Genomic DNA, 20,701 nt, shown 5'->3' on the forward strand with positions numbered 1-20,701 from the left:
AAGGCCCCGAGAGCGAGCGATCGTTGCCCGTTCGGCGGAATTCATGGACTGTTCAGGCCGGCGTCAGGTCCCCATTGTTGAGTGCACACGCGCGCCGCGTGTCCTCACGTTATGCGCGTTGTACAGGTCGCCAACTTCTATGGCCCTCGCTCGGGCGGCCTTCGCACCGCGGTGGACCGGCTGGGCGCCGAATACTGCGCCAGCGGGCACGAGGTGTTCCTGATCGTTCCCGGTCAGCGCGCCGAGCGCAGCCAGCTGCGCACCGGCGTCGTGCGAATCACCTTGCCGGCGCGGCTGATTCCCCTCACCGGCGGCTATCGCGCGGTATTGCCCGGGCCGGTCAAGGCGCTGCTAGCGGCTTTGCGGCCCGACGCGTTGGAGGTCTCCGACCGGCTCACGCTGCGGTCACTCGGCCGGTGGGGCCACGACCATGGCGCCACAACTGTCATGATTTCCCACGAGCGGCTGGATCGCCTTGTGGGACAAATACTTCCGCGCCGCGTCGCGGTCAAGTTCGCCGATCTCGCCAACGCGCGCACCGCTGCCGATTACGATACGGTGGTGTGCACCACCGGATTCGCGCGTGAGGAATTCGACCGCATCGGCGCGACGAATACCGTGACCGTCCCGCTGGGCGTGGATTTGCAAACCTTTCACCCGCGCCGGCACTCGTATCTGGTGCGGCGGCGCTGGGCCTCGCCGACGCAGCTGCTGGTGGTCCATTGCGGGCGGCTGTCGGTGGAAAAGCGCGTCGACCGCAGCATCGACGCGATCGGCGAGTTGCGCCACGCCGGCGTCGACGCCCGGCTCGTCGTCGTAGGCGAGGGGCCGTTGCGGTCCAGGCTGGAGCGGCAGGCCGCCCGGCTGCCGGTGGACTTCACCGGTTTCGTCTCCGATCGGCACACGGTTGCCGGGCTGCTGGCCTCGGCCGACGTGACGCTGGCTCCCGGGCCGCACGAGACATTCGGGCTGGCCGCGCTGGAGTCGCTGGCTTGCGGGACTCCGGCGGTCGTCTCGCGGACCTCGGCGCTGACCGAGATCATCACGCCGGACAGCGGCGCGTCGGCCGACAACCACCCCGCCGCGATCGCGCGGGCGGTCCGCGCGGTCACCAGCCGGCCAGAGCACCACCGCCGCATCTCCGCGCGTCGTCGCGCCGAGGACTTCACCTGGCACCGGGCGGCGAAGGGCATGCTGGCCTCGTTGGGGGCGCCGGCGCTGGACCTGGGCGACGCCGAACACACCGCGTAGGTGTACCAAGCGGCGGAGTATCGCTATTGCTCAGACCCGACGCACGTCAGTTTATGGCCCCCAAATAAGGAGATCCTCCATACCGTTGTTCATCGTTACCGTGTTCGGCGGTGGGCCCGTCACATCGAAGTGGATCTTGCCGGTCGACTGTGCGCCTTGGGGAATGGTGGCCCCACTGATGTTGGTGGGGCTCGCGACATACCACAGCACCCGGTAGGCGGCTTCGTTCGGGGCAACGGCGTTGAATTGCGAAATGGCCGGGGTGACGCTGCCCCGGAGTGCCCTGACAGTGGCAGTGGCTTCCCACAATTGGCCGGTCGGTTGGTAACCCGGCGTCGGGTCGGTGCTGAGTCTGAGTTCGCTGACCTTCCAGCTGAGGAGGACTTGGCCGACGCTGTCATCCATCGTCAGCTCGCTGCCAAGTTTGCCGACGATGGGGTAGGCGGTCGCCGCGACCGGTGTTGCGACTACCATTGCAGCGGCGACGGCCGCTAGCGCCGTCACCAGCATCTTTGTGATCTTCACGGGTGCTTCTCCCTACTCGTTTGAGCAACGAATTTATTCGTGGCCAATCGACTCCAGAAACTTGATCGTGTCCACCGCGGCGCCTTCCCCAATAGAGCCATTTGGCCTCAACCGTCTTAAAACCCAGATTGGCCAATTGGTTAGCGCATTATTTGCGGGCCCTGAATCTTGGAGAAGAATTGTCAGGGCAATCGCCACGGTGATTACGGCAACGGCAGCGGCGGATGGCTGGTTCTTCGACCACGCAGCCGGACCAGGCCTTCCACGCCCACCGCGCCTAGCAGGAAGCCGCCGAGAACCCACAGCTGGCCGGGCATCTTCGTGGCGGTGTATGTCGTCATCGCACCGAGGGCGCCCAGGCAGCAGGCCGCGCCGAGGACCGCCAGCAGTTTGGTGGTGCGGGAGACCCGAAACCGCAGCACGGCAAGGTTGACGGCGGCGAAGATCAGCAGGAATCCGGCCGACCCCATCAGGCTGATGCCCTCGATCTGCACGGCGTTGACCACCACCAGCGTCCCCGCCGTCGTGAAGAGCAGCCCGCCGATCGGCCGATCCCACACGGGCTTGGCCAGCCCGGGCGGCAGTTCGCCGTTGCGGGCCATCAGGTAGGTGAACTTCCCTGTGCCGTACAGGGTTGCGTTGATCGCGCTCGCGGTGGAGATCACGGCGGCGATGCCGATCAGAATGAAACCGGCCGACCCCAGAAACGGACGCGCAGCGGCGGCCAGCGCGTAGTCGCGGTCGCGGTCGATCTGCACGACACTGAGGTTTCCGACGGCGACGAAAGCGACCAGGACGTACAGGAGGATCACCACGCCGATCGAGATCAGGTACGCCAGCGGCAGGCTGCGCCGCGGATCACGCGCGTCCTCGGCCGCGTTGGCTATCAGCTCAAAGCCCTCATATCCCAGGAAGATCAACCCGCCGGCGTAGACGATCACACCAATCGACGGGTAGTGGGCCGGCGAAACGCGGTCGCCGTGTACAAAGGCCAGCCCCGCGACGCAAAAGAGCAGCAGGATCGCAAGCTTGCCGTAGACCAGGATGGCTTCGGTGCGCCCGACGATGCGCGCGCCGGCGAGATTCAGCGCCATGAATGCCAGCACGACGCCGCTGGCCAGGACGCGGCGCCACGGACCATTGGGATCGGCGCCCAGCAACGCTGCGCCGTAGCTGCCGAACGCGACGGCGTAGAGGCCCAGCATCACGAAATAACTGAGCCACAACAGCACATTCAATGGCCCGCCGATGGCGGTGCCGAAGCACTTGTCCAGAAAGAACGCGGTGCCGCCGCGGCTGCGGATGCGCACGGACAGCAGCGCATACGACCGCCCGGTGAGCGCCGAGATCACCCCACCGGCGACGAATGAGAGGTAGGCGCCGGCGCCGGCAATCTGCACGGTCAGGCCCAGAACCGAGAAAATGCCGCCGCCGACCATGCCGCCGATACCGATGGACACCAGCGCGGCAACCCCAAGTTCACCGGACGGGCGATGGGCGCTTGCCTCATCGTGCGTTTCGGGCGGCATCCGCCAACGATAAGACGGTCATTGCCGAAACCGGCGAGAAAGTCACGGCACCGCGCGGCCACCGCCGCGATCAATGCCCTTCCGGGACGGGGGGCGGGGCGCTGCGCCGCGGCTTCCAGCCGACGTAGGTCAGGTAGAGCCCGGCGGACGCGAGACACGCGAACAACACCCATATCGCGGCATACATACCCGAGCTGTACATCGCGTCGCCGGCAGCATCGTAGGCACGGGGAATGGTCAACAACAGCACGCCGCGTATCGCGAAAAACCAGCCCACGGCGGACACGATGATCGCCGCGAGGCTGCCCCAGTACTGGTGAAGCGCGATGATGAAGAGGCCGCCCATCAAGAGCATCGCGCCATAAAGCCACGCCCACATGGGATTTGCCTTGAACTCAGTGAACAGCGTCTGCATGTGGGAACCGCGCACCGCGACCGTGATCGGCACGATCGTGAGAAACGGGCCGAGCACCCGGGCGAACATGCGGGTACGGGTCTGCGATTGCTCGGAGGTACTCATCGCCGGTGATGTCCTTAAAAGTCGGAGGCTGCCCAGGATCCGGGCCGACGACCGCGAGGCCCAGGGTTGCTCCATCTGCCCTACTACCCATCAGGACGCTACGCCACCGCTTTGCTGAGGGTGCCGCTTTTCGGGCGGCCGCTAGGCTCGCGACAGACCATCAGGGAGGCGAATCGGTGACAGCCCGAGACCAGGTGTTGACCAGCGTGGCGGAGCTGGCCGATCTCATCGAGGCCGGCGACTCGGTGACCATCCTCGATGTCCGGTGGCGCCTCGACGAGCCGGACGGACACCCCGCCTACCTGCAGGGCCACCTACCGGGCGCCGTGTACGCCTCCCTCGAGGACGAACTCAGCGATCACACGATCGCCGGACGTGGTCGCCACCCGTTGCCGTCGGCAAGCGATGTGCAGGCCGCCGCCCGCCGGTGGGGAATCCGGCAGGGCTCGGCGGTGGTGGTTTACGACGACTGGAATCGGTCCGGTTCGGCGCGCGCGTGGTGGGTGTTGACGGCGGCCGGCCTCCCCAACGTCCGCATCCTGGACGGCGGCCTGGCCGCCTGGCGAGCGTCCGGGCGGAAGCTCGAAACCGGCCCAGTGACACCGGAACCCGGGAACGTGGCCGTGCCGCACGACGACCTGTACGCCGGGAGCCTCCCTACCCTGACGGCCGAACAGGCGAGCGCCGGTGGCGTGACGCTGCTGGATGCGCGGGCGCCGGAACGCTTCCGCGGCGAGGTCGAACCGATCGATCCCGCCGCCGGTCACATCCCCGGCGCCAGCAACCTGCCCAGCACCGCCGTCCTGGCCACCGATGGCACATTTATCGGCGACGAAGCGCTGACCCAACTGCTCGCCGACCACGGGATCGAACGCGACGGCACGTTGGGCGCCTACTGCGGCTCGGGCGTGACGGCCAGCGTCACCGTCGCCGCGCTCGCGGCGCTGGGCTTAGACGCGGCGCTGTTTCCGGGTTCGTGGTCCGAGTGGTGTTCGGATCCGCGCCGCGCGGTCGCCCGCGGCCCCGAGTGAACGATCAGACCCCGGCCCAGCTCTGCAGGAAGGCCGCGGTTACCCGGGCCGCGTTGGCCGCCGCGATCCGCTTGTAGCAGAAGAACTGAAACGGAAAGCCCGGCAAGCGAAGCGGATCACCCGGCCCATCCGTGATGCCGCGGATGCCGAGGAAGGGAACACCGTGGGCATCGGCGACCGCCTGCGCGGCCGCGGTCTCCATGTCCGTCGCATCGAACGCCGGGTCCGCCGTCGAGACGATGTTCAGGTTGCTGATCAGGGCGCTTCGCACCCAACGGCCCGCCGCCTCCCGGAAGTTGCCGGTGTATCGGAACGACCGATCGGGCGCACTGCGCGGTTGGCAGCCGAAGACGTCGCCGCCGTTCGGGATGCAGGGGAACGCCACGCCGTTGTTGTTGTCCCAGCTGCAACCGTCGCCGCCCACCACGATTTGCGGCCGGCGCCGCAGATCGATCCGCCGGGCGACGCTTTCCAGTGCGACAGAAAGCGTTTCGGCCGTCGCCAACATGGTGGGATCAACCGGACGAAACGTGCTGCCGTTGTCCTGTGTCCACCGCGCCGGCACGGCCACATCCGCGATCTTGGTCCGCGCCGCCCCACCGGCGACGCCCGAAAACACCACCGCGCCAATCTCGAAACGGGCGAGCGCGACCTCAGTGGTGTCGACCGCGTTCACCAGGCCGATGCCGGTCATCGCCATGATCACGTTCTTCCCGGCGATCGAGCCGAGATAGAAGTGCCGGCGGTCGACGATCACCACCGGGTCGGGATCGAGCGTGGTGTGTGACAGCACCGCGTCGGCTTCGGCCGGAAAGGCCGACAGCACCAACGTGCGCCCTTCGCCGTCACCCGCAACACCCACCGCACCAGTAAACGCCAGGAGCACCGCGGCTTCGCCGATTCCGGCCCTCCACGGGCACGCCAGCGGCTAATCTCAGCGGCGTTGCAGTCAAGGCGCGGCCCGACGAGGAGTCACGCTCATGCTCGAAGTGCTCGAACGAACGCCCCGCGGCGAATCCCACAAGCCGCCGGTGCTATTCGTGCACGGTGCCTGGCATGGCGCCTGGTGTTGGGACGAGCATTTCCTGGACTTCTTCGCGGACAACGGCCACCGGGCGCTGGCGGTGAGCCTCCGGGGTCACGGAAACAGCCCGGCGCCCAGGTCGATGCGGCTCTGCTCGATCGCGGACTTCGTCGCCGACGTCGCCGCGGTTGCCGACGGCCTGCCCGAACGACCGGTGGTAGTCGGCCACTCCCTGGGCGGCTTCGTGGTGCAGAAATACCTCGAGTCGCACGGCGCCGCCGCCGCCGTACTGCTCGCCTCCGCGCCTCCGAGCGGCATCCTGGGATTCTTGGCGCGCAGGCTCAAGCGACACCCGTGGTACACCGCCAGCGGCCTGGCCATGACCAGGTCGTTGCGCGGCGTCGGTGCCACACCGGAATTGGCCCGCGAAACGTTCTTCTCGCAGTCGCACTCGGAAGCCGACGTGGCGCGCTATGCCGCGGCACTGTGCGAGGAGTACGCCCTGAAGATCGCGATCGACATGCTATGGCTCCACCTGCCCAGGCCGCACCTCGTCACCACCCCGCTGTTGGTGCTAGGAGCCGAAGACGACGTCTGCTTCACGGAGCAGGAAGTGCGGGCAACCGCCGCCGCCTACCACACCGACGCGGAGCTCTTCCCTAAGATGAGCCACGACATGATGCTCGACCCCGGGTGGCGTGCCGTCGCCGAACGAATCCACGCGTGGCTCGAAACATGTGTGCCCGCAAGTTGACTGCGCAATGACGGGCCGGCTCGACGGCAAGGTCGCAATCATCACCGGGGCCAGCACCGGTCTGGGGCCCGTGCTGGGGTCGCGGTTCGTCGGTGAAGGCGCCAAGGTGTTGCTGGCGGCGCGACGCGAAGAGCTCGTCCGCGAGGCCGCCGACGCCTCCGGCCCCGGTGCCATCGCGATGCGCGCGGACGTGACCGACGAGGATGACGTCGCGGCCATGGTGGCGCGCGCCGTCGACGAGTTCGGCCAGGTCGACATCTTGTGCAACAACGCCGCCGCCCCCGGACAGGACCGCTGGATCTGGGAACAGACCCTGGACAACTGGAACGCCACGTTCGCCATCGACGTCACCGCGGCAATGCTGTGCACCCGAGAAGTGCTCAACCGGTCGATGCTGGCCCGCCGCCGCGGCGTGATCCTCAACTTCTCCTCCACGGCAGGCTATTCCGGCATCGTCCGCAAGAGCCATTACGTCACCGCCAAGGCGTCGCTGCGGGCGTTCACCAAGACGGTGGCGTTGGAGGTGGGCCCGTACGGCATCCGGTGCAACTGCATCGTGCCTGGGTCCATCGATACCGACCTGTGGCGCCGATGGGTGCAACGCACCGCCGACGAGCGCGGAGTCGACTTCGCCACCCAGCGCGATAAAGCCGTCAAAGGTGTTGCCCTGCAGGATATCTCCACGCCCGATGATGTCGCCAACCTGGCGTTGTTCCTGGCCAGTGACGAAAGCCGGACCATCACCGGCCAATCGATTCCCGTCGACGCCGGAGGGTACATGCAGGGATGAGCGCCCCACGACTCTCGGTGGCCACGCCCGTGGTGACGATGTTTCCGAAAGCCAGCGGCGAGTGGGAGAAACACGCCTCCATCGAGGACCTGGCGCGGATCGCCGAAGCCGCGGACCGGCTCGGCTACCACCACCTGACCTGCAGCGAACACATCGCGCTGCCCGCAGCCGAGACCCAGCGCCGCGGCACCCGCTATTGGGATCCGCTGGCCACCTTCGGCTACCTAGCCGCGCGCACCCGACGAATTCGGTTCGCCACCAACGTGCTGGTGCTCGGATACCACCATCCACTCGAAATCGCCAAGCGCTACGGCACCCTCGACAAGGTCAGCGGTGGCAGGCTGATCCTCGGGGTCGGCGTCGGCAGCCTCAAAGAGGAGTTCGACCTGATCGGCGCGCCTTTCGACGACCGCGGACCGCGAGGCGACGACGCGCTCAGGGCGCTGCGCGCCTCGATGTCCGTTCCCGAACCCGCCTACCACGGCGGGTTCTATTCGTTCGACGGCATGGTGGTCGACCCGTGCGCGGTACAGCAGCGCGTCCCCATCTGGGTCGGCGGCCGGACCCTGCGGTCGCTGCGCCGCGCCGCGACCCTGGCCGACGGCTGGGCACCGTTCAACGTGAGCCTGCACGAAGCACGAGACTGGTTGAGCCGCTTCGACCTTCAGCCGGGTTTCGAAGTCGTCCTGCCACCGCCGGCACCGCTGGACCCGATCGACCAACCGGAGCGGACCCGCGATGCCGTCGGCGAAGCCGCCGCGCACGGCGCCACCGTCGTGCCCGCCGTCTTCCGGCACACGTCGCTGCAGCACTATCTCGACAACCTGCAGGCGCTCGCCGAGCTGCACTCCCCCGGCGGTACCGCGTGATACGCGTCAGGGCGGGCATATTCAGCCTCACCGCCGCCGCCCCGGCCGACGACGACGGCAGCTACCTGCGGTGGCACCTGCTCGATCACATGCCCGAGCAGTACCAACTGCCGGGCATCGTGCACGGGCTGCGGTGGATCGCCGACGGCGATTATCCGCAGCACCGCGTGGCCGGAACCGGCCCATTGGCCGAGATCGGCAACGCGGTGCACTACCTGGTCGGTGAGCCCGTCGAGGAAACCTTCGACGACTTCGTCACGCTCGGCCGCGCGCTGCGCGAGAACGGTCGATTCCCCGTCGTCCGGCCGTCGCTGCAAGTCGCCGGCCTGCGCTTGCTGCAGTGGCAGTCTTCGCCGCGGGCATTCGTCTCCGCCGAGGTGGTGCCGTTTCGGCCGCACCGCGGCGTCGTGCTCATCGTCGAAGAACCGGTCGACGGACGACGCCCGGACGCGTGGCTGCAATGGCTGCACGCCGAGCACCTTCCGGCGCTGCTCGCCGTGCCGGGCACCGCCGGTGCGTGGACCTTCGGTTCCAGCGCCGGCTGGAGCCACCTGCCCCGGGGATGGCGAACCGAGCACCAGTACATCACCGTCGTCTACCTCGACGACGACCCGCTGACCACCACCGACGGCCTGGCGCCGGTCATCGAACAACGCTGGCGATCGGCCGCCGTGCGGCCGCTGTTCGCCGGACCGCTACGCAGCATGGTCGGTTGGGAGGCCTGGCGATAAACCCTGCGGTTGACTGGCCGCCAGAGAAATGAGACCTTCCCGAAACGAATGGGACCTATAGTCCTCGCTGGCAAAGGAGGTGAGATGGCGAATCGATACCTGATCGCGGCCGCCGGCATCGCGCTGGCCGCCGGCCTGTCGGGCTGCTCGGGCAAGAGCGGCCAGCCGGCGGGAACCCCGAGTTCGAGTCCGGTTGCCGTGACCACGACCGTCATGGTCGACGGGAACAAACACACGCTGACCGCGGGAGTCGACTGCACCAGCTCGGCCGCGCAACCGAATGCGTCGCCGCCCGAATCGGGTGACCTCACCACCCACATCAGCGTGCACGACGACACGGCGTCCGTCTCGCTGGCCCTCTCGGACGAGAAACCGCCCATGGTCGACGGATTCGCGATCTCGCTCACGCTGGCCGGCGGGCAGTATCAACTCCCCTACCAGGCGACCAAGTCGGCGACCCAGGTCCAGGCAGCCAAGGAGGGCAAGAGTTACACGGTGACCGGGACGGGCGATGCGACGACCCCCGGCCAAAGCGGCACGCGCACGGTGACATTCGGGGTGCACATCACCTGCCCGTGACCGCGGTCGCGGGACAGGCGTCGTCACTTCGGTAGCGGCGTGGTTGTCTACCGCCATCGCCTCTGCGATGCTGGCAGCTTGGACATCTTCGCGGAGTGGCAAACCGGCGGCACGGAACTGCGGTGGCGGTCGACGACCGCCGTCAACGATGCGCACGAAGTCGCGGTGTTCAGTCGCCGCTGCGGCACACCCGGCGCGCCCACCTTGGTGCTCGTGCACGGCTTCCCGACGTCGAGCATCGACTACTTCGCGCTGGCCGGTGAATTGGGCTCGGAGTTCGACATCTGCCTGCTGGACTTTCCCGGCTACGGCCTGTCGGACAAACCGGCTGAGCCCTATGTGTATTCGCTCTACGACGACGCGCGTCTGCTCGTCCACGCGATCACTCAGGTATGGAATCTGACCGAATACCGCATGCTCACCCATGACCGCGGTAGCAGCGTCGGCATGATCGCGCTGGAGATGCTGGCCGCCCTGGATCCGCCGGCCGTACCCGTCGACCTCATCATGACCAACGCCAACATCTACCTGCCACTGTCCAACCTCACGGCATTCCAGACCGCGTTGCTCGACCCCGCCACCGGGCGGCCCACCGCGGCGGCGGCGACGCCGGAGCTGCTGGCTGCCGGCCTGGGAGCCAGCACCTTCATGCCGCGGCGGACACTGGACGACCCGGAGATCGCCGCGCTGGCGAAGTGCTTTGCCCACAACGACGGAATCCGGGTGCTGCCCGACACCATCCAATACCTGCACGAGCGCGCCGCCGACGAAACCGGTTGGCTGGAAGCGCTTTCCAAGAGCCCGGTCAACACCACCGTGGTGTGGGGGTTACACGACAACGTCGCTCCGCTGCGCGTCCCCAACCATGTCTGGCAGACGTATCTGAAGACCAAACCCGGCCGCAACCGCTACTGGGTGGTGCCGGGCGCGGACCACTACCTGCAATGCGACGCCCCCGGCCAGCTCGCCGAGATCGTCCGGCTGACGGCTCAAGGTGGGGACATCCCGCTGCAGACGCTGGGCAACCAGCCCGACGGCGCGGTCTTGGTGGACCAGACCGCCTCCTAGCCCGGCCGAGCGCCCGGCTGGCCGCACGTTCGAGCTCGAGTGCCCGGCTGGCCGCACACTCGCCGAGCCAGGCCGAGCGAACGCGTCAGCCCGTGACGACGGGCAGGCGGGCCCACCCGCGCACGCTCGCGGTGTGCGCGCGCTGGGCGTTGGCGTAGTCAACCTCCCAGTCGGGCCAGCGCTTGAGCACCTCCTCGAGGGCCACCCGACCTTCCATCCGGGCCAGCGCCGAGCCGAGGCAGAAGTGCAGGCCCTGGCCGAAACTCAGGTGGCCGCCTTCGCGGTGGATGTCATACCGATCCGGATCGTTGAACCGGCGCTCGTCCCGGTTGGCGGAGCCGTTGAGCAGCAACATGAATGAGCCTTCGGGCACGACCCGGCCGTAGAGTTCGGCGTCCCGGGCCACGTACCGGGCCTGCACCGGTGACGGCGGCTCGTAGCGCAGCGTCTCCTCGACCGCGCCGGGGATGAGGGACGGGTTGGCGACCAGTTCGCGGCGCTGATCCGGGTGATCGGACAGCAGCTGACCCATGAAGCCGATCAGCCGGGCCGTGGTCTCGTTGCCGGCGCCGGCGATCATGGCGGTGTAGGCCAGCACCTCGGTCCGCGACAAGGGCCGCCGGGTGCCGTCGGGTTCCTCGATCTCGGCCCGCAGCAGGTCGGTCATCAGGTCATCGGACGGGTGATCGGCCCGCCAGTCGATGTACTCGGCGAACACCACGATGCTTTCCTCGAACAGCTTCGCGTTGACCGCGGCCGGGTCACGCTCCTCGGACAACTCGATGTAGGCCCCGCCGCGATCGCGGATCTTGGCCTGATCCTGCTCGGGAATGCCCAACAGGTAACCGATGGTCCGCATCGGCATCATCGCCCCGAGGTCGGCGATGAAATCGAAGCCGCCCGCCCCGATCAGCGGGTCCAGCTCCCGAACACAGAAGCCGCGCACCAGGTCCTCCACGGCCAGCATCCGGCGTGGCGTGAAGACCCGGGACAGCAGGCGGCGGTGCAGGTCGTGCAGCGGCGGATCCTCGAACAGCAGAATGCCCGGCGGCACTTCGATATTGGCGAACAAGATGTCGGCCGTGGTGCCGCGGCCGGACCGGTAGGTCTGCCAGTTCGGCAGTTCGCGCGCCACGTCGTCGTACCGGCTCAGCGCGAAGAAGTTGTATTTCTCGTTGTAATACAGCGGCGCTTCCTCGCGCATGCGCTTCCACACCGGGTACGGGTTGTCGTCGATGTCGGAGTCGAACGGGTCGTAGTACAAGTCGATCGTGCTGGCGCCCGCCATTGTCAGTCCCTTCGCTCAGTCGTTTCGGTGTAAAAAGCCGTGCAGGATCGCCTGGGTGAGTTCTTCGACGATCACCTCTCGAGATGGCGGCTTGGTGCCGAAGTAGGTGGAGCGCAACGCGGCCATCCCGGCGATCATCGCCACCGTCGAGTGAGCGGGCAGGTCGGGATGATCGGACCGCAGACCCCGCAGGTGCATGCCCTCCGCGCTGATCTCACCGAGCGCCGTGACCGCCCGCCTGATCTCCGCGATGCCGGCGTCGGTCTTCTCCTCCTCGCTCAGCGCCTCGGACGCCATCAGCGTCAGCAGCAGACCCTGATGTTCGACGAACACGTCGTAGAGCGCTCCGACGAAGTGCCGGGCCAGCTCCTGCTCGTCGGTCTCCTCGGGGACCACCGATTGCCAGGTCCGGCCGAACTCGTCGACGAAGTCGGTGAACGGCTGGACGAGCGCCTCGCGGAACAGCGCCGCCTTCGAACCGAAGTGCCGAAACAACAGATGCTCGGTAACGCCTGCGGCCTGGGCGATTTCACGCGTCGTCGTGCTGCGGTAGTCCTGGCGGGCGAAGCGGGCCCGGGCGCTGTCGAGCAGCAGCTGGCGCGGAGCGCCTCGCGGGCGGCGGTTCGCCGGGGCCGGCTCTTCCGCCGCGCCGGGCTTCGTCCTGGGTGGCCGCTGGGGCACAGTTTCGCTCCTCGCCCGATTGTTGACTGCTTTTAGGATAGTGTGCACTATCTAAAGAGTCGAGCGTTGGAAGGGGTGCAACCGTGGGCGCCGTCATCATGCTGGGCACGTTGTTCGGGCTGATCGCCCTGATATTCGGGCTGGTGCTGCGCTTTGACCCGCAGGCACGCCGGACTCAAGGCCACGACCGGTGAGCTCCCAGATGACGCCCGTGATGCAGGCGGCCAGTGACTTCGCGCTGATCGGGGGTATCGGGTTCACCGCCCTCGGCGTGTACCTCAGCGTTCGGCGCCGCCGCCTACATCCGCTCCTGCTGCTGTGCATATCGGCGATGTCGTTTTCGTGGATCGAGGCGCCCTACGACTGGGCGATGTACGCGCAGTTCCCACCTGCTATCCCCCGCATGCCGTCGTGGTGGCCGTTGAACGTGACGTGGGGTGGACTGCCGTTGTTCGTTCCGGTCGGCTACATCTCCTATTTCGTGCTGCCGGCCGTGACGGGCACGGCGCTCGGGCGATGGTTGAGCCGACGGTTCGGATGGCGCAGGCCCCCAACGCTGTTGGTGGTCGGTCTTATCGTCGGCTTCTGCTGGGCGCTGTTCTTCAACGGGTTCCTGGGCGCCAAGCTCGGCGTGTTCTACTACGGCCGGGTCATTCCCGGGCTGGCGATCCGCGAGGGCACCGTCCATCAGTACCCGCTGTACGACTCCCTCGCGATGGCGATCCAGATGATGGTCTTCACCTACCTGCTGGGCCGCACCGACCCGCAAGGTCGAAACGTCATCGAGATGTGGGCCGAGAACAGGGCGAAGAGCCGCCTGGGCTCGTCGCTGCTGTCCGTCGTCGCCGTGGTCGTCGTCGGAAACGTGCTCTATGGCGCGGTTTTCGCGCCGCACCTGGTGACGAAGTTGGGCGGCTGGGTGACCGCGGGGCCGACGGAGCAGTTGTTCCCGGGCGTGCCGAACCAACCCAAGTAAGCGGAGACGGCGGACCGTCGGCTATGCCTCGTCGAAGAGGGCGCGGGCCACGATGTCGATGAGTGCGGCCCACGCCCGTCGGTCGCTCCATCTTCGGTCGACGGTCAGTGCGCGGTACGGCCCGGCGGGGAGGCCGAGCGCCCACCACAGGTCCACTGGGTCGTCGATGGAGACGCGGAGCGGCCCGGCTTCCGCGAGCAGCTGCACGAGGCCCCGAAGGTCGCTGCGCCATCGCCGACGAAGAGCGGAATATTGTGCCGCTCATCAACCAACACATCAGTCCTCAGGAATGGCAGAGATGCGTCGCCCGTGCGGCCGAATTCATATCGCGGAAGAATCTCAGGCTCGGGCTGATCCGGTTACTCGCGAGACCCACCTTGGCGAAGTACAAAGCCAATATCGGCGTTCAAAGAGCCTCGGGCAGCACGACCTCACCCACGCGCTTCAGATACGGCCACGCGATGTCCGGTGGCAGTCCGCCGCACAGCGGCGACAAGTTGAGCACCTGGCCGGCGCGGACCCGCGAAACCGCCTCGGGCACAGAGATAATCACGTGCGATTTCCCGGTCGCGCGCAACTCGTCCACGGTGTTGACGTGGCTGAATCCCGCCGTGGTCTCGTCCCCGGGATTCCACGCGGCATAGGTGCGCACATCGTGCAGCAGGTGCTCGCCGATCTCCTTCCACGCCCGCTCCACGTCGTCCGCGACGAAGACGACAGAGGGCGTGTCGCGGTCGGGAAAGAATGTCGGCCCGGGCTGATGGCCGTGCTCGCGACAAGCCTCTTCGTACGCCTCCTGCATGCCCGGCGCGTTGGCGTTGCCCAGCATGCCCAGGCCGTACCTGCCCGCCCGCCGGGCCGCGGCCAGAGTTCCGCCGCCCCACATCAGCCCCGGGCCCCCGGGAGTCAGGGGGCGCGGTGTCACGGAGATCCGCCGTCCGTCTTCGACGACGGTCTCACCGGCAAGCAACCGCCGTAACAGCGCGAGTTTCTCGTCGCAGAGGCGGCCACGGGTCTTGATCGGCACGCCGAAGTGCTCGAACTCCTCGGGCCGGTAGCCCAAAGCCAGGATGTAGGACGCCCGCCCGTTGCTGATGATGTCGAGGACCGCCATGTCCTCGGCGAGACGGACGGTTTCGTAGAACGGAAGAATCAGGATCAGGCTCAGCGCCAGACGCTGGGTCCGCGCGGCCACCGCTGAGGCCAGCAACAGCGGTGATGGCAGGTAGCCGTCCTCGGACCCGTGGTGTTCGCAGAGCACGGTGGCCAGACCGCCGTGTTCTTCGGCCCAGGCGCACATTTCGGGTGCCGTGGCGTACAGATCGGTTGGGGGCGCGGCCCATTGAGGGTCGCGCATGTCGAAGCGCAGCGTGTACACGGCAAACTCCTAGGTGGCCTAAACTCTGTGGTGCACGTTACACGTTCAGTCGAAGGCGTAAAGCGGCAGCGTCGTGGGAATGTCCAGCGAGCTCAGCAGGCCGGGGGGCGCGTCCACGACGTACGGAATCGCGTTGACCACCCGCATGGCCGTCGACACCATCGCGGCATGTCCGGCGGCGTGGCCCTCTGCGGCCCCGAGCGTCATCACGCAGTGGATGTCGGGATCGCCTTCGATGTCGACGCGATAGGTCGCGTCGAAGTCCGAGGTCGGCCAGTCGGGTGCGACATCGCGGGCCATCCGGATCACGTGTTCGATCACGATGGCTTCGCGGCCGTTGACCACCCCGGCGGCCCGGGTCCGCACGGCACCGCAGGTGCCCGCCGCGATGGTGCCGAACGCCACCTCGATGTCGCGATCGGTCAACCGGCGGTCGAGCGAACCGCGCACCTGCTCCACCTCCACCCGAAGACCCTGGGCGATCAGGTATATCGGTGCCCGCCAGGCCATTTCGATGAAACCGGGCGTTTTGAGCATCGGCTCGAAATCCGGCGGGCGCCCGAACCCCATCCCGTCCATCATGACGTCGGCGACCGGGTAGTGGTCGTTGAGCGCGACCTCGCTGGCCGTGATGGTACGGATGTTCTTGGACTGCGTTGTCATCAGCAGGGCGAGCTGGTCGGACGCAAAGCCGGGAAAGATGCCCGAGACGTAGAACGAAGCGCCGCCGGCCTTGGCCGCCGCCTCGAGTTGGTCGCGCCAGTCGGGGGCGAAATACGACGGCGGGTACACCAGGCTCGTCGACGACGTCGACACGACGTTGATCCCGGCCTCCAGCAGCCGCAGGTAGTCGGGCACGGCGGCCCCGTCACGTTCGGGACCGCTCGCCGCGTACACCACGCAGTCGGGCGACAGGGAGATCAGCGCATCGGCGTCGTTGGTGGCCTTCACGCCCAGCGGTTCGCCACCGGCCAATTCGCCAGCATCCCTGCCGACCTTGTCCAGCGAATACACCCACACGCCAACGAGTTCCAGGTCGGGCCGGCGGGCGACGGCGTCGATCGCGATTGTCCCGACTCCCCCGGTGGACCACACGACAACACGCACCGGCATTCTCCTTACTGGTCGTTTGCCCGGGCGGCGGCCGCCGCGCGCTCTAGGTACGGCCACGCGACATCGGGCGCGACCCCACCGCGCAGCGGGTGCAGTGGCAACGGCCGACCGCCACGTGTTTCCGCCCACGCGCACATGTCGATGGCGGCGGCATAGAGATCGGCGGCCGGCCCGGCCCAACTCGGCGCACGCATGTCGAACCGAAGGGTGAACATCAGCGCCCGCCCACGTCGCCTCTGGGAATCGGCTGAAATACCCGCACGGCTGCAGACTAACCTAAAATTTGTTCGTTAAGATAGCGCGTGCTCTCTTAACCCTTGACCCCGGTTGCTCGCGGCTGCTAGCTTCCGAATCGAACGTTGGGTAACTGCCGGCGTAAAGGGCAACGGCCGCCTCAGCTTTCACCGCGCACGCACCTGAGGAGGAAACAAGATGACGACTCATCGCGTGGCGGTGTGGGCAACCGGCGGCATCGGATCGATCGCCATCCGCACCATCCAGCATCGCCCCAATCTGGACTTGGTCGGTGTGTGGGTGCACTCGCCGGAGAAGGACGGCAAGGACGCCGGCGAACTCGCCAACGGCGAGCCGATCGGGCTGAAAGCCACCACCGACGCGGAGGCGCTGATTGCGCTGAAACCCGACTGCGTGATCTACGCCGCCAGCGGCCCGGAACGCGACGCGCTGGCCATCCCGGATTACGTCAGGCTGCTGGAGTCCGGCATCAACGTCGTCACGACCAGCACCACCCGACTGGTCAACCCGCACGCCTACGAACCCGCCGAGTGGCGCGACCAACTGGTCGCCGCGGCCAAGCAGGGCCAGGTGTCGCTCTACGCGTCGGGGATCGAGCCCGGCTTCGCCGCGGACTACCTGCCGCTCGTGTTGTCCACCCAGTCGTCGTCCATCGACAAGATCCACGCGTTCGAGATCGGCCTCTACGACGACTACGGCGTCCCCGACATCATGAGCGACGCGCTGGGTTTCGGCCGGCCGCTCGACTATCAGCCCTGGATCGGCTTCCCGGGCGCGATCGCCGGCGAATGGCAGGGGCAGATCCGGTTGGTTGCCGACGCGCTCGGCGTCGAAGTCCAGGAAGTCCGCGAATATTTCGACCGCGCAGTCACTCACCGGACGCTGGAGGTCGCCATGGGCACCGTCGAGGCCGGCACGTGCGGCGCCCTGCGGATGCGGGCGATCGGCGTCGTCGACGGCCGGGAGGCCATCGTCATCGAGCACGTCACCCGGCTCGCGCACGACGTCGCCCCGGACTGGCCGACCGGGATCGGCGACCTGTCCTACCGCGTCATGATCAGCGGCGACCCCGACATCGACTGCACCTTGGCGGCGACGCTCAAGGACCCACGCAAGGCCGGAGTTGGCGGGATGACCTCCGGCGCCGGCGCGATGGTCGCCACCGCGATGCGCGTCGTCAACGCCGTGCCGTATGTCGTTGCGGCGGAACCGGGATTGCTCAGTTCGGTGGACCTGCCGTTGACGATCCCGAGGCACGCGTTCGCCAGGGGTTGATCCGGGACGGCCGACTCGGCTTAGTCTGCCGGAGTGACCGTTAACCCCCTCGAGGAGCTCACGCTGCAGCAGCTGCAGCGTCGCACCAGCATGAAATGGCGCGCGCATCCCGCCGACGTCCTACCGCTGTGGGTCGCCGAGATGGACGTCATGCTGCCCCCCACCGTTGCCGACGCGCTGCGGACGGCCATCGACAACGGCGACACCGGATACCCATGCGGCACCGCGCTGGCCGAAGCGGTCAGTCAATTCGCGTCCCAGCGTTGGCAGTGGCACGACCTGGACGTCAGCCGCACCGCGATCGTCCCGGACGTCATGCTCGGCGCCGTCCAGCTGTTACGTCTGGTCACCGACCCTGGTGACGCCGTCATCGTCAACCCGCCGGTGTACGCCCCGTTCTACGCGTTCATCGCTCACGACGGGCGTCGAATCGTCGAGGCGCCGCTTGACGGCGAAGGCCGAATTGACCTGGGCGCCTTGGCGGAAGCGTTCACGCGTGCCCGCGCATCGGCCGGAAAGACGGCGAAGGTCGCCTACCTGTTGTGCAATCCGCACAACCCCACCGGGTCGGTGCACACCGTGGACGAACTCGGCGCGGTCGCCGAACTGGCCCGCCGGTTCGGCGTCCGGGTGGTCTCCGACGAGATCCACGCGCCCGTCGTCCTCTCGGGGGCGCGCTTCACCCCGTACCTGACCGTCCCCGGTGCCGAGAACGCCTTGGCCCTGACGTCGGCCTCCAAGGCCTGGAACCTGTCGGGCCTCAAGGCGGCGTTGGCCATCGCCGGCCCCGAGGCGGCCGCGGACCTGCACCGGATGCCGGAAGAGGTCAGTCACGGGCCGAGCCACCTGGGCGTCATCGCCCACGCCGAAGCCTTCCGCACCGGTGGTGAGTGGCTCGACGAGCTGCTGCGCGGCCTGGACCGCAACCGGGGCCTGCTCGGTGAGCTGGTCGCCGAGCACTTGCCGACGGTGAAATACCTATGGCCACAAGGGACTTACCTGGCATGGCTGGATTGCCGGGAGCTCGGTTTCGTCGAGGAGGCCGCCGCCGGCCTTGCGGTGGTTGCCGATCTGTCGGGGCCCGCCCGGTGGTTCCTCGACCACGCCCGGGTGGCGCTCAGTTCGGGCCACGTCTTCGGAACCGGCGGGGCGGGGCACGTGCGACTCAACTTCGCGACCTCCCCGAGCATTCTCACCGAGGCCGTGTCCCGGATGGGCCGGGCGCTCGGCGATATCGCCTAGCGCGCTAGGCGGGGATCTCCTCGGCGCCGCGGCCAAGGTTGCGGAAGCCCTTGGCGGGCTCCCTGAACCCAAGCACGAACGGCAGCGAGTTCAACTCGAGCTTCATCGTCGCCCCGAGACGGCGAAAGAAGTTGGACTCGGCGGCGGGAAGGGAAGCCTGCGACGTCGCAAGGTCGATGTAGTGCGTCGACGTTTCCCCGATGTCGTCGAACGTGTGGATCAATGGTGTGCATTGCGCGCGCAACGGTTCGTCGAGGCAAGCCGCCACGGGATCGGTCATCAGAATGTATTCGACCACTGGCACGAGGTTTTTCAGCATGCGATGCACCAGGATGACGTCGAAGCCCGCCAGCTCCAGGTGACGCTTCACCCGTTGTTCGGCCACCTCACCCTGATGGACGACGAACTTCAACGACAACTTGTCCAGTTGCGCGCAACTGGCGCATTCGCAGGCGAGGTCCTTCTGGAAGCGCTCTCGGCGCGCGATGAACGCCGCCCGCATTCGGGCCAGCCGGTCACACACCAGCACTTTGGCGTCGCCGTCGGGCGCCCAGAAGAACGCGGCGTCTCCCTCCAGCTTCGCCAGCTTCAGGCCCCTGCCCGCGTCGATCACCGACTCCAACAGCCCCGCCACCGTCAGTTGCGCGTGTGCCAGGTGGGTGCGGTTCCATTGCATGTAGTGGGTGTAGCCGCCGATGTCGGCAATGATCAGGACCGCGCGCCGAATCGCCATGAACAAGCCAGTTTAATGTCCACTCGGCGTCTAGCCCAATGAAATCTCCCCCTAGACGAACTCGCGTCGCCGAGAGAGGCTAACAGAGGCGCCCGCCCACCGGAGGAGCTGAATATGCATGTGCTACGAACCCCGGACTTCCGATTCGAAAACCTGGAGGGCTATCCGTTCGTAGCGAACTACGTTGACGTGGCGGCCAGCGACACCCAGTCGCTACGCATGCATTTCCTCGATGAGGGCCCGGCCGATGGCCCGCCGATCGTGTTGCTGCACGGCGAACCCACCTGGAGCTATCTCTACCGGACCATGATCCAGCCGCTGGCCGACGCCGGGAACCGCGTGCTCGCGCCCGACCTGATCGGCTTCGGCCGCTCGGACAAGCCCGGCCGGATCGAGGACTACACCTACCAGCGGCACGTCGAATGGGTGAGCTCCTGGTTCGAGCGCCTGAACCTCAAGGACGTGACGCTGTTCGTGCAGGACTGGGGATCGCTGATCGGGCTGCGCATCGCCGCCGAGCAGGGCGACCGCATCGCCCGGCTCGTGGTCGCGAACGGTTTCCTGCCCACCGCGGATCGTCCGACGCCACCCGCCTTCTACGCTTGGCGGGCGTTCGCGCGCTACTCCCCCGTGTTGCCCGCCGGCCGCATCGTCTCGGTCGGGACCGTCCGGCGGGTTCCCGCCCGGGTGCGGGCAGGCTACGACGCGCCGTTTCCCGACAAGACCTATCAGGCCGGGGCCCGCGCCTTCCCCCAATTGGTGCCGACCTCACCGGACGATCCAGCGATCCCGGCGAATAGGGCCGCATGGAAATCGCTGGGCCAATGGGAGAAACCGTTCCTCGCGATCTTCGGCGCGCGCGACCCGATCCTCGGGCGGGCCGACCGCCCCCTGATCCAGCACGTCCCCGGCGCCGCGGGCCAGCCGCACGCCCGCATCAACGCCAGTCACTTCATCCAGGAAGACTCCGGACCCGAACTCGCCGAACGCATCCTGTCCTGGCAGCAAGCCCTGCGCTGACCAACCAACCGGCCCCACTGCGGATCAGCGGGTGACCGCCAAAATGGCCTTCCAAGGCGGCGACACAGC

General features: G+C 67.5%; 23 protein-coding genes. 12 read left to right on the forward strand and 11 right to left on the reverse strand.

Annotated features, from left to right (window positions below; translation table 11 throughout):
• Nucleotides 1-111: 111 nt before the first annotated feature.
• Nucleotides 112-1,251 (forward strand): glycosyltransferase, encoded by a 1,140-nt coding sequence (locus G6N51_RS06545; RefSeq protein WP_083172087.1) that lies wholly within the window; start codon nt 112-114, stop codon nt 1,249-1,251.
• Between the two features lie 51 nt (nt 1,252-1,302).
• Here the strand turns inward: G6N51_RS06545 and G6N51_RS06550 are convergent, their stop codons facing one another.
• The 3 genes from G6N51_RS06550 to G6N51_RS06560 form a co-directional block, all read right to left on the reverse strand.
• Nucleotides 1,303-1,776, reverse strand: a complete 474-nt coding sequence (locus G6N51_RS06550) for an MPT63 family protein (protein ID WP_083172086.1) — start codon at nt 1,774-1,776, stop codon at nt 1,303-1,305.
• Nucleotides 1,777-1,979: 203 nt separating this feature from the next.
• Entirely contained in the window at nt 1,980-3,305 is a 1,326-nt protein-coding gene (locus G6N51_RS06555) for an APC family permease (RefSeq protein ID WP_083172085.1), read from the reverse strand.
• A 70-nt stretch (nt 3,306-3,375) separates the two neighbouring features.
• The gene (locus G6N51_RS06560; protein ID WP_083172084.1) at nt 3,376-3,825 is read right to left on the reverse strand and encodes a hypothetical protein; all 450 of its coding nucleotides are present in this window, start codon (nt 3,823-3,825) and stop codon (nt 3,376-3,378) included.
• 176 nt (nt 3,826-4,001) lie between these two features.
• Here G6N51_RS06560 and G6N51_RS06565 point away from each other — a divergent pair, with 176 nt between their 5' ends.
• Nucleotides 4,002-4,856 (forward strand): sulfurtransferase, encoded by an 855-nt coding sequence (locus tag G6N51_RS06565; protein ID WP_083172083.1) that lies wholly within the window; start codon nt 4,002-4,004, stop codon nt 4,854-4,856.
• 4 nt (nt 4,857-4,860) lie between these two features.
• On the opposite strand, the gene G6N51_RS06570 is transcribed toward G6N51_RS06565, so the two are convergent.
• Entirely contained in the window at nt 4,861-5,718 is an 858-nt protein-coding gene (locus tag G6N51_RS06570; protein ID WP_232078221.1) for a 5'-methylthioadenosine/S-adenosylhomocysteine nucleosidase family protein, read from the reverse strand.
• 118 nt (nt 5,719-5,836) lie between these two features.
• Between G6N51_RS06570 and G6N51_RS06575 the strand changes: the two genes are divergently transcribed.
• The 6 genes from G6N51_RS06575 (at nt 5,837) to G6N51_RS06600 (ending at nt 10,671) form a co-directional block, all read left to right on the forward strand.
• Entirely contained in the window at nt 5,837-6,634 is a 798-nt protein-coding gene (locus G6N51_RS06575; RefSeq protein ID WP_083172081.1) for an alpha/beta hydrolase, read from the forward strand.
• A gap of 7 nt (nt 6,635-6,641) precedes the next feature.
• Entirely contained in the window at nt 6,642-7,424 is a 783-nt protein-coding gene (locus G6N51_RS06580) for an SDR family NAD(P)-dependent oxidoreductase (RefSeq protein WP_083172080.1), read from the forward strand.
• Nucleotides 7,421-8,293 carry a TIGR03619 family F420-dependent LLM class oxidoreductase gene (locus tag G6N51_RS06585; protein ID WP_083172079.1) on the forward strand — a complete coding sequence of 291 codons (873 nt, stop codon included), beginning with the start codon at nt 7,421-7,423 and terminating at the stop codon, nt 8,291-8,293. The genes G6N51_RS06580 and G6N51_RS06585 overlap by 4 nt, the downstream gene beginning before the upstream one ends.
• Entirely contained in the window at nt 8,293-9,024 is a 732-nt protein-coding gene (locus G6N51_RS06590; protein ID WP_083172109.1) for a hypothetical protein, read from the forward strand. Before G6N51_RS06585 ends, G6N51_RS06590 begins: the two co-directional genes overlap by 1 nt.
• Before the next feature lie 84 nt (nt 9,025-9,108).
• Nucleotides 9,109-9,603: a lipoprotein LpqH gene (locus G6N51_RS06595; protein WP_083172078.1), complete on the forward strand. Its 495-nt coding sequence runs from the start codon at nt 9,109-9,111 to the stop codon at nt 9,601-9,603.
• A 78-nt stretch (nt 9,604-9,681) separates the two neighbouring features.
• On the forward strand, nt 9,682-10,671 hold the full coding sequence (locus tag G6N51_RS06600; RefSeq protein ID WP_083172077.1) for an alpha/beta fold hydrolase: 990 nt from the start codon (nt 9,682-9,684) through the stop codon (nt 10,669-10,671).
• A gap of 85 nt (nt 10,672-10,756) precedes the next feature.
• Here G6N51_RS06600 and G6N51_RS06605 read toward each other — a convergent pair whose 3' ends face one another.
• Both G6N51_RS06605 and G6N51_RS06610 read right to left on the reverse strand, forming a co-directional pair.
• On the reverse strand, nt 10,757-11,959 hold the full coding sequence (locus G6N51_RS06605; RefSeq protein WP_083172076.1) for a cytochrome P450: 1,203 nt from the start codon (nt 11,957-11,959) through the stop codon (nt 10,757-10,759).
• A gap of 15 nt (nt 11,960-11,974) precedes the next feature.
• Nucleotides 11,975-12,640 (reverse strand): TetR/AcrR family transcriptional regulator, encoded by a 666-nt coding sequence (locus G6N51_RS06610; protein WP_083172075.1) that lies wholly within the window; start codon nt 12,638-12,640, stop codon nt 11,975-11,977.
• Between the two features lie 190 nt (nt 12,641-12,830).
• Here G6N51_RS06610 and G6N51_RS06615 point away from each other — a divergent pair, with 190 nt between their 5' ends.
• Entirely contained in the window at nt 12,831-13,616 is a 786-nt protein-coding gene (locus G6N51_RS06615) for a spirocyclase AveC family protein (RefSeq protein WP_083172074.1), read from the forward strand.
• A gap of 21 nt (nt 13,617-13,637) precedes the next feature.
• Here G6N51_RS06615 and G6N51_RS06620 read toward each other — a convergent pair whose 3' ends face one another.
• From G6N51_RS06620 to G6N51_RS29605, 4 genes are all read right to left on the reverse strand, one after another.
• Nucleotides 13,638-13,823, reverse strand: a complete 186-nt coding sequence (locus G6N51_RS06620; protein WP_083172073.1) for a hypothetical protein — start codon at nt 13,821-13,823, stop codon at nt 13,638-13,640.
• A gap of 199 nt (nt 13,824-14,022) precedes the next feature.
• On the reverse strand, nt 14,023-14,994 hold the full coding sequence (locus G6N51_RS06625; RefSeq protein WP_083172072.1) for an LLM class flavin-dependent oxidoreductase: 972 nt from the start codon (nt 14,992-14,994) through the stop codon (nt 14,023-14,025).
• 45 nt (nt 14,995-15,039) lie between these two features.
• Complete coding sequence (locus tag G6N51_RS06630) at nt 15,040-16,107, reverse strand: NAD(P)H-dependent amine dehydrogenase family protein (protein ID WP_083172071.1); 1,068 nt, start codon at nt 16,105-16,107, stop codon at nt 15,040-15,042.
• Between the two features lie 5 nt (nt 16,108-16,112).
• Nucleotides 16,113-16,322 (reverse strand): hypothetical protein, encoded by a 210-nt coding sequence (locus G6N51_RS29605; RefSeq protein WP_083172070.1) that lies wholly within the window; start codon nt 16,320-16,322, stop codon nt 16,113-16,115.
• Between the two features lie 217 nt (nt 16,323-16,539).
• Here G6N51_RS29605 and G6N51_RS06640 point away from each other — a divergent pair, with 217 nt between their 5' ends.
• Both G6N51_RS06640 and G6N51_RS06645 read left to right on the forward strand, forming a co-directional pair.
• On the forward strand, nt 16,540-17,637 hold the full coding sequence (locus tag G6N51_RS06640) for an NAD(P)H-dependent amine dehydrogenase family protein (RefSeq protein ID WP_083172069.1): 1,098 nt from the start codon (nt 16,540-16,542) through the stop codon (nt 17,635-17,637).
• A 33-nt stretch (nt 17,638-17,670) separates the two neighbouring features.
• The gene (locus G6N51_RS06645) at nt 17,671-18,879 is read left to right on the forward strand and encodes a MalY/PatB family protein (RefSeq protein WP_083172068.1); all 1,209 of its coding nucleotides are present in this window, start codon (nt 17,671-17,673) and stop codon (nt 18,877-18,879) included.
• Between the two features lie 4 nt (nt 18,880-18,883).
• On the opposite strand, the gene G6N51_RS06650 is transcribed toward G6N51_RS06645, so the two are convergent.
• Nucleotides 18,884-19,612, reverse strand: coding sequence for a DUF2652 domain-containing protein (locus G6N51_RS06650; protein WP_083172108.1), 729 nt, complete (start codon nt 19,610-19,612; stop codon nt 18,884-18,886).
• A 114-nt stretch (nt 19,613-19,726) separates the two neighbouring features.
• Here G6N51_RS06650 and G6N51_RS06655 point away from each other — a divergent pair, with 114 nt between their 5' ends.
• A complete protein-coding gene (locus tag G6N51_RS06655) occupies nt 19,727-20,632 on the forward strand; it encodes a haloalkane dehalogenase (RefSeq protein ID WP_083172067.1) in 906 nt (301 codons plus the stop codon).
• Nucleotides 20,633-20,701 lie beyond the last annotated feature (69 nt).

The sequence above is a fragment of the Mycobacterium paraseoulense genome, from assembly GCF_010731655.1.
GTDB lineage: Bacteria > Actinomycetota > Actinomycetes > Mycobacteriales > Mycobacteriaceae > Mycobacterium > Mycobacterium paraseoulense.